6 protein-coding genes are annotated in these 14,393 nt (G+C 73.0%); all 6 read left to right on the forward strand.

Annotation, left to right across the window (positions count from 1 at the left end; all coding sequences use genetic code 11):
* Window positions 1-150 precede the first annotated feature (150 nt).
* Genes AB0I21_RS37130 through AB0I21_RS37155 form a run of 6 tightly spaced genes read left to right on the forward strand, consistent with a single transcriptional unit; the run spans window position 151 to window position 14,290 of the window.
* Window positions 151-777, forward strand: coding sequence for a hypothetical protein (locus AB0I21_RS37130; protein ID WP_360568304.1), 627 nt, complete (start codon window positions 151-153; stop codon window positions 775-777).
* Window positions 774-6,275 carry an Ig-like domain-containing protein gene (locus AB0I21_RS37135; protein ID WP_360568306.1) on the forward strand — a complete coding sequence of 1,834 codons (5,502 nt, stop codon included), beginning with the start codon at window positions 774-776 and terminating at the stop codon, window positions 6,273-6,275. The genes AB0I21_RS37130 and AB0I21_RS37135 overlap by 4 nt, the downstream gene beginning before the upstream one ends.
* A gap of 11 nt (window positions 6,276-6,286) precedes the next feature.
* Entirely contained in the window at window positions 6,287-9,340 is a 3,054-nt protein-coding gene (locus AB0I21_RS37140) for a family 43 glycosylhydrolase (protein ID WP_360568308.1), read from the forward strand.
* A 7-nt stretch (window positions 9,341-9,347) separates the two neighbouring features.
* Window positions 9,348-9,980, forward strand: coding sequence for a hypothetical protein (locus tag AB0I21_RS37145; protein WP_360568309.1), 633 nt, complete (start codon window positions 9,348-9,350; stop codon window positions 9,978-9,980).
* Window positions 9,981-10,949, forward strand: a complete 969-nt coding sequence (locus tag AB0I21_RS37150) for a hypothetical protein (protein WP_360568311.1) — start codon at window positions 9,981-9,983, stop codon at window positions 10,947-10,949.
* On the forward strand, window positions 10,946-14,290 hold the full coding sequence (locus AB0I21_RS37155; protein ID WP_360568313.1) for a beta-L-arabinofuranosidase domain-containing protein: 3,345 nt from the start codon (window positions 10,946-10,948) through the stop codon (window positions 14,288-14,290). Before AB0I21_RS37150 ends, AB0I21_RS37155 begins: the two co-directional genes overlap by 4 nt.
* Window positions 14,291-14,393 lie beyond the last annotated feature (103 nt).

Here is a 14,393-nt window from a genome sequence, read left to right on the forward strand (position 1 = left end):
GTCGCCCGAAAAGTTTTCGGCCAGCGTTCACAGAAAGATGGCTGTCACGCTGGTAACAAGCGGCTCGAACGGCTGAAACGAACCGTTGACACGGCCGCAATGTGTTGCCACCATTCCCGAAAAGGTTTTCGACAATAGGGTGGGTGGTCGATGGTTCGCCGGGTGCTGGCCGTGCTCGTCGTGGCGGCCGTGGTCCTCACCGGGTGCACGGCCGGCCCGAGGCCCACGCCGTCGCCGCCCGTCGACGGCGCCGACAGCGGGGGCCGGCTCGCGCTGTGGACCCGGTCGCAGCTGGAGGTGCAGGCGACCCTGCTCGTCGACGCGTACAACGCGACCCACACCAACCAGGTCGAGCTGACCCTCGTGCCCGACCTGCCGGCCCGCGTCGACGCCGCCGCAGGCACCGGTGCGCTGCCCGACCTGGTCGCCGGGCCCGTCGCCGACGTGCCGGGCTGGACGGGTCGCCGGCTCTACCAGGACCTGGACGGCAGGATCGCGCGGCTGCCCTTCGCCGCGCAGCTCGACGAGCCGTCGGTGCGGGCCGGGACGAAGGACGGCGCCCGGCACGCGCTGCCGTTCGTGCTCAACCGGCTGGGTGCCGACGGCATCGGCATCTCCCGCGACTCCAGAAAGGCCGACCAGGCCTGGAACTTCATCGCCTGGGTGCTCTCCGAGGAGGCCCAGATCCAGGTGCTCGCCCGCAACGGGGACGCGGTCGCGCGGGCCGACCTGCACGCCAACGAATTCGCAACCCCGCAGAAAGGTGCCAGCTCGTGAGATCCCGCGCCGCGGCCGCCGCCGCGATCGCCGGCCTGCTGCTGACCGCCCTCACCCCGATGCCGGCGAACGCCGCGCCCAACACCGCCACCCCCTACCCGACCTTCACCGGCAGCGCCGACCCCGTGCCGGACGAGCGGACCGGATACCACGCCCGCAACCAGCTCCAGGCGATCTTCGACGCCGACGTCGCGGCCGGGGCGGGATCCGCCCCCGGCAACGACTTCTGGATCGACCGCATGCTCGCCCGCACCGGCAACCAGCCGGGCGGCTCCAACGGCGACGCCAACCAGTACCTGTTCAGCCGGGGCCGGGCCGCGTTCATGAAGACGCACACCCCGGGCGTGCTCGGCTTCGGCGGCGAGGTCGCCTACATCGAGTCCATCGCGGGCGGCCAGGGCGCGTACACCATCACCGCCTCCGTCAACGGCACCGACCTCGCGCTGACCGAGGACGTCACCGCGCGCCGGCAGACCCCGAGCTACTTCCGCACGGTGTTCACCAACGCGGCGAACGGGCTGCGGGTCACCGAGACGAAGTTCATCACCGATGCCAACGTCGCCGTGACGAACCTGGAGCTGGCCAGCACCAACGGCGCGGCCAAGACCGTCACCCTGACCGCGGGCTCGGCGTTCGCCAGGACGGTCGCGGACGACAGCGGCGAGCTGACCGGCGCGGCCCGCGCGTTCAACCAGCTCACCACGCTCTTCCCGCGCTTCTCCGGCGACGGGTTCAGCGCCGTCGACGGCACCCTCAGGCAGGCGGTCGCGGTCCCGGCGACCGGCGCCGCCACGACGAAGGTGCAGCTGGGCTTCGTCACCAGGGAGCAGCCGGCGTCGGCGGCGGAGTACGCGCGCTACCGGGCGCTGTCCCCGGCGGCGGCCTACACCGACCAGGTCACCCGGTACAACCGGTGGTGGGCCGACAACGTGCCCTACCTGGACACGCCCGAGAACAACATCGACAAGACGCTGTTCTACCGCTGGTGGCTCATGCGGTACAACTTCCTCGACGCCGACCTGCCGGGCAACGACTACCAGTTCCCGACGTCGATGGAGGGCGTGCTCGGCTACAACAACGCGATCGTGCTGACGGTCGGCATGTTCGTCGACGACCTCAAGTACTTCCGCGACCCCGTCTACTCCTACGGCCCGTGGGTCTCCGCCGGCGAGGTGTCGAAGAGCTCGAAGTACGTCGACAACCCCGGCGACCCGGCGAACTGGTCCAACTCCTACACCGAGTACATCTCCGAGGCCGCCTGGCGCTCGTACCAGCTGCACGGCGGGCCGAAGGCGATCGCCCGGAACCTCGCCGGCTACGCCGAGAACGACGTGAAGGGGCTGCAGCAGGCGTACGACTTCGACGGCAACGGCCTCATCGAGTACAACTGGGGCGCCATGACGGGCAACGACGCCGACGCGGTGTCGTTCCACTGGAAGCCCGGCTACATGGACCGCACCGAGAACGCGTACCTGTACTCCAACGCGAAGGCCGCCGCGGCCGCGTACCGCACCGCCGGCGACACGGCCAAGGCCGTGGAGATGGAGGCGTTCGCCGCACGGATCAAGGCGGCCGTGCTGCAGTACCTGTGGGAGCCCGCCCGCAGCACCCCCGACGAGATGGGGCTCAGCGGCAACCTGCTCAAGCACCGCCTGGTCGCCGGCAACCAGCTCGTGCCGTGGAAGGAGATCAACAACTACTACCCGTTCTCGGTCGGGCTGATGCCGAAGCCGGGCGACGCCGACTACACCCAGCCCTACGTCGAGGCGCTGCGGCTGTTCGGTGACGGCGCGCAGTACCCGATCTTCCCGTTCACCACCGCCAACCAGGCCGACAAGGCCGCGGCCGCGGCGGCGGGGGAGCCGGGCAGCAACAACTTCTCCGTCATCAACTCCACGGTGACGTTCCGGATGTTGTCGTCGGTACTGCGGAACTACCCGACGAGCGCCATCGACGCCACCTGGTACAAGAAGCTGCTGTACTGGAACGCCTGGGCGCAGTACCAGAACAACGGCGACAACCGTTACCCGGACCAGAACGAGTTCTGGGCCGACGGCTCGGCGGACGCCGGCACGATCGGCTACCGCTCCTGGATCCACCACACGATCCTGGGCGCCACCAACTTCACCGTCATCGAGGACGCGATGGGCCTGCGCCCGCGCGCCGACGCGAAGGTGGAGCTCGACCCGATCGACATCGGCTGGGACCACTTCACCGCCAACAACATCCGCTACCGCGACCGCGACCTCAGCATCGTCTGGGACGCGCCCGGCGGCACGCGGTACTACGGCACCGGCGTCCCGGAGGGCTACTCCGTCTACCTCGACGGGCAGCTCGCGTTCACCGCGGACCGGCTCGGCAAGCTCGTCTACGACCCGGCCACCGGCACGGTCGAGGCCGCGCCCGGCGTGCAGGTGCTCGCCCACACCGCGATCGCGGTGAAGGCGCCGCAGGACGTCACCTACGCCGCCGACGCCCGGATCGTCGACGTGATGGCCAAGGCGGGCGCCGACATCAGCCCCGCCAGCACCGGCTCGGAGAACTTCGCCCAGGGCCGCCCGGCCACCGCGACGTTCTCGGCGGCGGGCCGCGCCCCGGCCGGCGCCGTCAACGGCACGACCGTCAACGAGCCCTTCTGGGGCACCGCCGGGTCGCCGAACGCGACCGACTCGATCGACGTCGACCTGCAGGGCGAGCGGTCGATCGACGACGTGCGGGTGTACTTCTACAACACCACGACGACCGCGACGGTCCAGGGCTACGCGCCGCCGGCCCAGTTCACGGTGTCGTACGACGACGGCTCCGGCTGGAAGCTGGTCCCGCAGGAGTTCCGGGCGCCCGCGTATCCGCGCGGCAACCTCAACCAGGTCCGGTTCCCCGCCGTCCAGGCGAAGAAGCTGCGCATCACCGTGCAGCACGCGCCGGGCGCGAAGACCGGCGTCAAGGAGGTGCAGGCGTTCGGCACCGGCGTCGCGGCACCGGCGGCCGTGAACCACCCGCCGCTGGCCGACGCGTGGCTGGACTCCTCCTACAGCCAGGCCGGCTCGGCCCGCCTCATCGGCCTCGCCCAGGACGACGGGGACCCGGGCGCGGCGCTGACCTCGGCGTGGACGGTCGCCGACGGGCCCGACGGCGGGTCCGTCGCCTTCGACCCCGCGAACGCGCCGGGCACCGTGGCCCGGTTCACGAAGTCCGGCCGGTACACGCTGCGCCTGACCGTCTCCAACGGCCAGGCGACGTCCACCAAGGACGTCGTGGTCAACGCGACGGCGCTGGCCGAGGGTGAGATCAACGTGGCGTCGACCGCGACCCCGTCGGCGAGCTTCACGGCCGGCTGGAACGCCGTCAACGCCGTCAACGACGGCAAGCCCGCGCTCTTCAGCGGCGGCGCGCAGACCGACCTGTGGGGCACCTGGACCGGCAGCGAGCCGGCCACCCGCTGGCTGCAGTACGACTTCCCGTCGGCGGTGCGGGTCGACCGCGCCTCGATCGACTTCTGGTCCGACAGCACCACCGGCGGATCCGGCGTCGCGGTGCCGAGGTCGTGGAAGCTGCAGTACTGGGACGGCACCGCCTGGCAGGACGTGACCAACGCGGCCGGCTTCGACCCGGCGGTGCGCGGACGGACCAACCCGGTCACGTTCGACCCGGTCACCACGACCCGGCTGCGGGCCACGTTCAACGCGCTGCCCAACGCCGCCGGCACCGCGTACTCGGCGGTCGGCGTCTCCGAGTGGCGGGTCTTCGCCGCCGCCGCGAGCTCCGTGCGGGGCGTCGACGCGCGGACCCAGGTCGGCGTCGTGCCCACCCTGCCGTCCACGGTGGACGTCACCTACGCCGACGGCACCACGCTGCCGGTCGCGGTGGCCTGGGGCGCGATCGACCCGGCGAAGGTGGCGGCGGTCGGCGACTTCACGGTCTCCGGCTTCGTCGCCGGCACCACGCTCACCGCCACCGCCCACGTCTGGGTGCGCGGCCCCGACCCGGTGCAGATCAACACGATCGACCCGGTCGCCGTGCAGACCAAGGTCGGCGTCGCGCCGCGGCTGCCGGCCGGGGTCACCGTCGGCTACAACGACGGCTCCCGGCAGAGCGGCATCGCGGTCACCTGGGCGGCGATCGACCCCGCGAAGTACGCGGCGGCCGGCACCTTCGAGGTGAGCGGCCAGGTCGCCGGCACCGACAAGACGGCCGCCGCGACCGTCACCGTCGGCAGCGGCGGGCCGAGCGACACCGCCCCGCCGGTCGCGGCGCTGGCCGCCGACCCGGCCCCGGCGAGCGGCTGGACGACGGCCAACGTCACGGTGACCGCCACGGCGACCGACAACGCCGACCCGTCGCCGAAGCTCGAGCTCGCCGTCGGCACCGGCGCGTTCCAGGCCTACACCGGACCGGTCACGATCACGGCGGAGGGCTCGACGACCGTGCGGGCACGGGCCACCGACAAGGCCGGCAACGTCTCCGCGGTGACGGAGCGGACGGTCGGCATCGACCGGACCGCGCCGACCGCCACCGCGGCGCTCGACCCGGCCAGCCGCGCCGTGAGCATCACCGGCGCCGACGCGCTGTCCGGCGTTGGGGCGGTCCAGTTCCGGCTCACCGTCGGCGGCGTGGTGACCCAGGACTGGACGACCGCGAGCGGCGCCGTCCCGATCGGCTCGCCGGCCACCACGGTCGACTACCGGGCCGTGGACAAGGCCGGCAACACCTCCGCCGTCGGCACGCTGCAGGTCGCGGCGGGTCAGGCGCCGGTGAACGTGGCCCGCACGGCGACGGCGTCCGCGTCGTACACCCCGGGCTGGGTCACCGCCGACAACCTCAACGACGGGGTCCAGCCCACCGGGCCGGTCGGGCCGAACACCGACGTGTGGAACACCTGGCCGCAGGTCGGCGAGCAGTGGATCCAGCTGGACTGGTCCGGGCCGGTCACCGTCGACCGCTCGCGGATCTGGTTCACCCAGGACGTCGACGAATCCGGCGCCGGGGTGGCCCCGCCGAGCGGCTGGAAGCTGCAGTACTGGACCGCCGCCGGCGCCTGGGCCGACGTCGAGCAGCCAACGGCGTACGGCACCTCCGCCACGGAGTGGAACACCGTGACGTTCACGGCGGTCACGACCACGAAGCTGCGGGCGCTGCTGACCGCGAGCGGGACCGAGGAGGGCAAGGGCGCACCCGGTGTGCAGGAGTGGGAGGTGTACGACGTGCCGGGCACCCCGGCGCCGCAGTACCACGTCGAGGTCCAGGCGAAGACGCAGTGCATCGCCGGCACCGCCTACGTCTCCGTCACCGCCCGCAACGCCGACAGCCAGACGCTCACGGTCGAGCTGGTCACGCCGTACGGGACGCGGACGGTGACCGGGGTCGCCCCGGGCAGGACCGCCTACCAGTCGTTCAACGCCCGCACCGCCGCGGTGCCGGCCGGCACCGTCACGGTGAAGGTCACCGGCTCCGGCGGCAGCGCCGAGATCAAGGCCCCCTACACCGCCTCCACCTGTTAGGACGGCAACTGTTGAAACCCCTCCGCCTCGCGGCGGTGGCGGGGATCGTGCTGGCCGGGCTGCTCGTCAGCCCGGCCGGCCCGGCCCACGCCGCCGGCTCCTCCACGTTCACGCATCAGGGCAACCCGATCCTGGCCGACGGCAGCTACTACTCGGCCGACCCGGCCCCGCTGGTCGCCGGCGACGACCTGTACATCTACACCGGCCACGACGAGGCCGGGCCGACCACCAACGACTTCCAGATGAACGAGTGGGGCGCGTTCCGCACCGGCGACGTCCAGAGTGGACAGTGGACCCACTTCCCGTCGCTGGCCCGCCCGGAGACGCTGTTCGCGTGGGCCACGCCCGGGCGGGCGTACGCCGGGCAGGCCGTCCAGGGCCCCGACGGGCGCTACTACTGGTACCTGCCGGTCAGCGAGCGCACCAGCACCGCCGCCGACAAGTTCGCGATCGGCCTGGCCGTGTCCGACAGCCCGGCCGGGCCGTGGACCGACTACCTCGGCGGCCCGCTCATCTCGCAGCGGGTGCCCACAACCAATGACATCCAGAACATCGACCCGACCATCCTCGTCGAGAACGGCCACGTCTACGTCTACTGGGGTACCTTCGGCCAGCTGCGGATGCTCGAGTACGCCGCCGACATGAAGACCCCGGTCGGCACCCAGCGGACCGTCACCGGGCTCACCGGCTTCTTCGAGGCGCCGTGGCTCTTCGCCCGCAACGGCACGTACTACCTGGCCTACGCCGGCAACAACGCCGGCCCGACCTCGCCGTGCACCCCGGCGAACTACCACGCGTGCATCGCCTACGCGACCGCGTCGTCGCCGGCCGGGCCGTGGACCTACCGCGGCACCGTGCTCGCGCCGGTGTCCTCGACGACCAGCCACCCGGGCATCATCCAGTTCAAGGGCCAGTGGTACCTCACGTACCACACCGCGGACGCCGCGGGCGGCGGGCACTTCCGCCGCTCCGTCGCCATCGACCCGGTGGAGTGGGACGACACCCAGTCCCCGCCGCGGATGAAACCGGTCGTCCAGACGCCGGTGAAGCAGCGCGACCGCACCCCGCGGGCGAACATCGCCCAGGAGGCGAAGGTCACCGTCTCCAACGACCCGGTGCCGACCCAGTACTGGGTGAAGGCGCTCAACGACGAGATCGTCCGCGCCAACCCGCTCCCGCCGGATATGTGGGGCACCTGGACCGGGAACAACCCCGCGCAGCAGTGGGTGCAGTACACGTGGGACCAGCCGATGCGGGTCAGCGGCTCGCAGATCGACTTCTGGAACGACCAGCCGCAGGGCAGCGGCGTCGGCGTCGCAGCCCCGGCGCGGTGGCGGATCCAGTACTGGAACCTCGCCGCCGGGCAGTGGGCCGACGTGCCCGACCCCAGCGGATACCCCACGTCGACCGCCGGCCCGCAGGCCACCACCTTCGACCCGGTCACCACCACCCAGGTGCGGGCCACGTTCGACGCCTCGACCAACGGCAGCACCTACTCGGCCGTCGCCGTCGAGGAGTGGAAGGTCCTCGCCGCGCAGCCGGCGCAGGTCACCGCGCCGGCGGTCACCGTCGAGGTCGGCGAGACCGAGCTGCCCGGCACCGTCCCGGTCACCTTCGGCGCCGAGACGCTGCGGGTGCCGGTGTACTGGGACCCGGTCACCGCCGCCGACGTCGCCGAGCCGCGCCGGTTCACGGTGCAGGGCACGGTGCTCGGGTACGCCGCCGGGAAGGTCGCGGCCGAGGTGACCGTGGTCTCGCCCGGCGACACCGCCGGGGACGTGACGGCGCCGACGGTGACGCTCACCCCGAGCGGCGGCGCCGGGACCGGCGGCTGGTTCCGCTCCACGGTCAAGGTGCGGGTCGCGGCCGTCGACGACCGCGGCGGGCGGATGACGCTGGAGTCCACGGTGGACGGTGGCAGCGCGGTGAGCGCGTCGCCGGTGCGGTACACCGACGTCACCGTGACCGGCGACGGGCAGCACACCGTCACCGCGACCGCCACCGACCGGGCCGGGAACGTCTCCGCCCCGGCGAGCCTGCCGGTGCGCATCGACGCCACCGCCCCCACCGGCACGGCCACCGTCGACGGCCGGTCCGTGACGCTCGCCGCGTCCGACGCCACCTCCGGCGTCGCCCGCATCGAGTACGCGATCGACACCGGCGCGTGGACGGCCTACACTGGCCCGATCGCCGCGCCCGACGCCGCGAAGCACACGGTGTCGTTCCGGGCCGTGGACAACGCCGGCAACGTCGAGGCCGCGAAGACGGCCACCATCCCGGCCGACCTGTCCGGGCCGCTGACCGGCAACGTCGCCGCGATCGCGACGCCGGCAGCGTCGTACACCGCGGCGTGGAACAGCGTCGCCGCGCTCAACGACAACGCCGACCCGGCCGTCCCGGCCCAGGCGCAGCTCTGGGGCACCTGGTCCGGCAGCCGCCCGGCGACGCAGTGGGTGCAGTACGAGTGGGCGCGGCCGATCCGGCTCACCGGTGCCGAGCTGAAGTTCTGGAAGGACTCCGCGCGCGGCACCGGCGACGGCGTCGCCGAACCCGACGGGTGGAAGCTGCAGTACTGGGACGGCGCCGCCTGGCTCGACGTCGCCGCCGCCGGCACCTACGGCACGTCCACGACGGCGTTCAACACCGTGTCGTTCACCCCGGTGACGACCAGCCGGCTGCGGGCGACCATCAACGCCAACGGCAACGGCACCACGTTCTCCGCGGTGGCCGTCACCGAGTGGCGGGTCTTCGCCGACGACCCCGGCACCCACCCGGTCAGCGTCCCGGTCACCGTGACCGTCCAGCCCCGGTGCATCGCCGGCACCGCGTACCTCGCCGTGCAGGCGCGCAACGACCACGACGCTGCCGTGAGCATCGCCGTGGAGTCCGCCTACGGCAACCGGACGTTCCCGGCCGTCGCCCCGGGCGCCAACGCCTACCAGTCCTTCGCGGTCCGCGCCGCGTCGGTCCCGGCCGGCACCGTCACCGTCCGTGCCACCGGCACCGTCGGCGGGGCGACCGTCACGACCATCGTCACCGCCGATCACGGCACCCTCACCTGTTAGGAGCAGCATGAACGCACGCGCTCGACTGCACGTGGCCACCGCGGCCGCGGTGCTGGCCGGGACCGCCGCCTTCCCCGGCGTCGCCACCGCGGCCCCTGGGGACCCCGGGGACTCCAGCGACATCCAGGTCTCCGTCGACATCCCCGTCATCCACCAGCCCGGCGTGCTGGCCCTCACCGTCGCCGGCAACGCCGTCACCCTGTCGGAGAACGGCTCCACCGCCCTGGTGCGGCAGTTCACCGGCACCCTGCCGACGGTCACCGTCACCGACACCCGCACCGCGCAGGAGATCCCGGCCGGGGCCGCGTGGGCGGTGCTGGGCACGTCGAGCGACTTCGCCGGCACGGCCGGGCAGCCCGTGATCTCCGCCGGCCACCTCGGCTGGCGGCCGCGGCTGATCGACGGCGGCGGCACCGGCCAGGTCGCGGAGGGCGAGGAGGTCGTGACCGTCCTGGACGACCCGACCCAGCCGGGCAACAACGTCGGCCTCACCGACCAGGAGCTGCTGGTGTCCACGTACGACTCGGCCGCGGTCACCGGCGGCTCCTACGACGTGAACGCCGACCTGTTCCTGCGCACCCCGGCCGACGTCGCTGCCGGCTCCTACCACGCGACCGTGACCATCTCCCTGTTCGAGTAGATGAACCCCCGAAACGCGAGTCGGGCCGCGGCGGTGCTCGCCGCGGCCCTGGCCGTCCCCCTGCTACCGGCCCCCGCGTTTGCCGACGCCGTCACGTGGACGGTGCAGCCCGCCACCGAGGCCGGCCCCGACGGCCGCCGCTGGGTCGAACGGACCCTCGACCCGGGCCAGGCCGTCACCGAGCACCTGGCCGTGCGCAACATCGGCACGGCGTCGACCGTCTTCGCCCTGACCGCCGCCGACGGCTACCTCACCGACAAGGGCCGCTTCAACATGCTCCCCACCGACCAGCGCTCCAAGGACGGCGGCACCTGGATCACCGTGCAGCGCAGCGTCACCGTCGGCCCCAACGAGACCAAGGTTGTGCCCTTCACCATCACGGTGCCCCGCGACGCCGCCCCGGGCGACCACCCGGCCGGCATCGCCGCGTCGGTGCTCAGCAGCTCCGGCACGGTGTCGGTGGACAGCCGGGTCGGCTTCCGGGTCATGCTGCGGGCCAGCGGCACCGTCACCCCGGCGGTCGCCGCCGGCCGCCTCACCGTGCGCTACGAGCGGTCGTGGAATCCGCTGCGCTCCGGCACCGTCCACATCGGATACTCCACCACCAACACCGGCAACGTCCGGGTCGAGCCGCACGCCCGCGCCGAGGTCTCCGAGCTGTTCGGGGCCAACGTCCGGGCCCGCGACGCCGGCGGCGGCGAGCTGCTGCCCGGCGGGGCCCGCACCGACGAGGCGACCGTCCACGGCGTGTGGGCGCTGGGCCGCGTCCGGACCGCGGTCACCGTCACCGGCGCCGGCCCGCCCGTCACCGTCGCGGTGAGCTCCTGGCTCATGCCGTGGCCGCAGCTGCTCGTCGTCCTGACACTCGTCGCGCTGGTCCTCGCCTGGCGCCTGCTCCGCCGCCGCTACGACCGGCTGCTGGAGCGGGCCCGCCAGGAAGGCCGGCGCTCCGCGGAAGGAAGTACATGACCGCCTTCAACCGTCGCACGTTGCTGCGGACCTCGGCGCTGGGCGCCGCGACCGCCGCGCTCGCACCGGAGCTCGGCGCGGCACCGGCGTCGGCCGCGCCGGCACCGCAGGCCGGCGCCGGCTCAACCGCTGCCGCCGCGCCGCCCCAGCCCGGGCCCGGCGGCACCGCGCCCGTCCGCCCGTTCCAGCTCGGCGAGGTCCGGCTCGGCGCCGGGCTGCTGCAGGAGAAGCGCGACCGCACGAAGGCGTTCCTGCGCGCCTACGACGAGCGCCGGTTCCTGGTGCTGTTCAACAACCAGGCGGGCCGGCCGAACCCGGCGGGCGTCGCGGTGCCGGGCGGCTGGGAGGACGGCGGGCTGCTCAGCGGCCACTGGGCCGGGCACCACATGACCGCCCTCGCGCAGGCGTACGCCGACCAGGGCGAGGCCGTCTACAAGGCCAAGCTCGACTGGATGGTGGGCGAGCTGGCCGCGTGCCAGGCCGCCATCACCGCGCGGATGGGCACCGAGCCGGGCGGCGGCGGGGAGCAGCCGCCGCCGTCGATCGGGCGGGTGCCGGGCCGCTTCGGCACCGCGCTCAAGCTCAACGGCACCAGCAAGGCGCAGTACTGCACCCTGCCCCAGGAGGCGATCAACCAGCTCACCGACTTCACCATCGCGGTCTGGGTCAACCTCGCCTCCACGGCCGGCTGGACCCGGCTCTTCGACTTCGGCCAGAGCACCGCCGTGAACATGTTCCTGACCCCGCGGGCCGGCGTCACCGGCAACGTGCCGCGCTTCGCCATCACCGTCGGCGGCTCCGGGCAGGAGCAGCGGATCAACGGCTCCGCCGCGCTGCCGGTCAACCAGTGGGTGCACCTCGCGGTGACGCTGTCGGGCACGACCGGCACGCTGTACGTGGACGGGCAGCCGGCCGGCACCAACACCGCCATGACGCTCAACCCGACCAGCCTCGGCAACCCGGGCAACCGGTGGATCGGGCGGTCGCAGTACGGCGACCCGTTCCTGGACGCCACCGTCGACGAGCTGCACATCTTCGACCGGGCGTTGAGCCAGGCCGAGCTGGCGACGTTGCTGGAGTCCCCGGCCGGGAGCACCGGCGGCGGCAACATCGCGTGGTACCGGTTCGACGAGGCCGGCGGCACCGCGCTCAAGGACGCCTCGCCCAACGGCCGCGACGCCGGTATCGTGGCCGCCTCGACGGCCGGCGCCGCGGACTGGGTGCCGACGTTCGCGGGCTACCTCGGCGCGATCCCGGAGGACGCGGTGCTACGGCTCGGCCCGCCCCGCTGGGCGGTCTACGGCGGCAACGCCGAGACGAACACGTGGGCGCCCTGGTACACCCAGCACAAGATCATGCGCGGGCTGCTCGACGCGTACTACCACACCGGCAACGCCCAGGCGCTCGAGGTCGTCACGAAGATGTCCGGCTGGGCGCACCTGGCGCTCACCGTCGGGGACAAGAACCACCCCGGCTACCCGGGCCCGCTGACCCGCGACGACCTCAACTACATGTGGGACCTGTACATCGGCGGCGAGTTCGGCGGCGCCAACGAGGTCTTCCCCGAGATCTACCAGCTCACCGGCGACGACCGGCACCTGCAGACGGCGAAGTGCTTCGACAACCGCGAGTCGCTCTTCGGCGCGTGCGTGGAGGACCGCGACATCCTCGTCGTCACCCCGCAGCAGCGGCCGGGCCGGCGCCGCGCCGAGCGCCTGCACGCCAACACCCACGTGCCGCAGTTCATCGGCTACCTGCGGGTCTTCGAGCAGGGCGGGGGAGCGGAGTACTTCACCGCCGCGAAGCACTTCTACGGCATGGTGGTGCCGCACCGCATGTTCGCCCACGGCGGCACCGGCGGCAACTACCCGGGCTCCAACAACAACCTCGAGCTGTTCCAGAACCGCGGCAACATCGCCAACGCGGTGGCGACCAGCGGCGCGGAGACCTGCACGACGTACAACGTGATGAAGCTGGCCCGCAACCTGTTCCTGCACGAGCAGGACCCGGCGTACATGGACTACTACGAGCGGGCGCTGCTGAACATGATCCCCGGGTCGCGGGCCGACACCACGTCCACCGGTGACCCGCAGGTGACCTACTTCCAGCCGGTCGCCTCCGGCACCGTGCGCAGCTACGGCAACACCGGCACCTGCTGCGGCGGCACCGGCCTGGAGACCCACACCAAGTACCAGGAGGGCATCTACCTCAAGTCGGCCGACGGCGGCACGCTGTGGGTCAACCTCTACCTGCCCTCGACGCTCACCTGGGCCGAGAAGGGCTTCACCGTCACGCAGGCGACGGCGTTCCCGCGTGAGGACCGCACCAGGCTGACGGTCGACGGCGCCGGGCCGCTCGACCTGCGGCTGCGGGTGCCCGGCTGGGCGCGGCGCGGCTTCACCGTCACGGTCAACGGCGCCGAGCAGCACCTGGACGCGCGGCCCGGCTCGTACGTGACGCTGCGCCGCACCTGGAGCCCGGGCGACGTGGTGGAGATCCGGATGCCGTTCAGCGTCCGCGTCGAGCGGGCCGCCGACCGGCCCGACACGCAGGCGCTGTTCTGGGGGCCGCTGCTGCTGCAGATCCTCGGCAACCCGGGCGGCGGGGCGTGGCGGGAGCTGTCGCTGTACCGCTTCCTGAAGCGCGACGGCGACTACGGCCGCGCGGCCGTCACGGCCGGGGCGGTCACGGCGGCCGGCGACCAGACGTTCGCGGCGGGCGGGTTCACCCTGCGGCCGTACCACATCGCCGACGGGCAGGCCGCGTCGTCGTACTTCCGGCGGGTCGAGCCGACGATCGTCTTCGGCTCGGCCGACACCGGCGTGCCCAACCGCAAGCGCGACGACGGGCTGCCGCGCTACGACGTGCCCGTCACCGGCGTCACGTCGCCCGGCACCGACGGCCCGACGTTCCTGGACCTGCTGTGGGACCGGGCGCCGTTCGCGACGCACGCGCAGTTCGTCGCCGCCGTCACCGAGCTGGCCGGGGCGCTGCTGAGCGCGGCGGAGCGGGACACGGTGGTGGCGGCGGCGGTCGCGGCCGAGCGGGAGCTGGCGACCGGGCCGGCGCTCGCCGTCGAGGTCGAGGCGCGCACGCAGCGCATCGGCGCGACGGTGTTCGTGTCGGTCAACGCGCGCAACGCCGATCGGGTGCCGCTCACGTTGGAGCTCGTCACGGTGTACGGGTCGCGCACGGTCACCGGGGTGGCGCCCGGCAGGTCGGCGTACCAGTCGTTCAACTCCCGCCTCGCGTCGGTCCCGGCCGGCACGGTGACGGTCACGGCCACCGGCGTGGTCGACGGGCAGACGGTCACGGCGCAGGTCGAGGCCGCGTACACCTGATGAAAGTTTCGGGTCCCGGGACGCGCACGGCGGGCGTCCCGGGGCCTTTGCCGTTGCCGCCGGGGTGCGGCTTAAGGGTCCGAAAAGCAAGCGCAAACGGAGA

The sequence above is a fragment of the Dactylosporangium sp. NPDC050588 genome, from assembly GCF_040654975.1.
GTDB lineage: Bacteria > Actinomycetota > Actinomycetes > Mycobacteriales > Micromonosporaceae > Dactylosporangium > Dactylosporangium maewongense.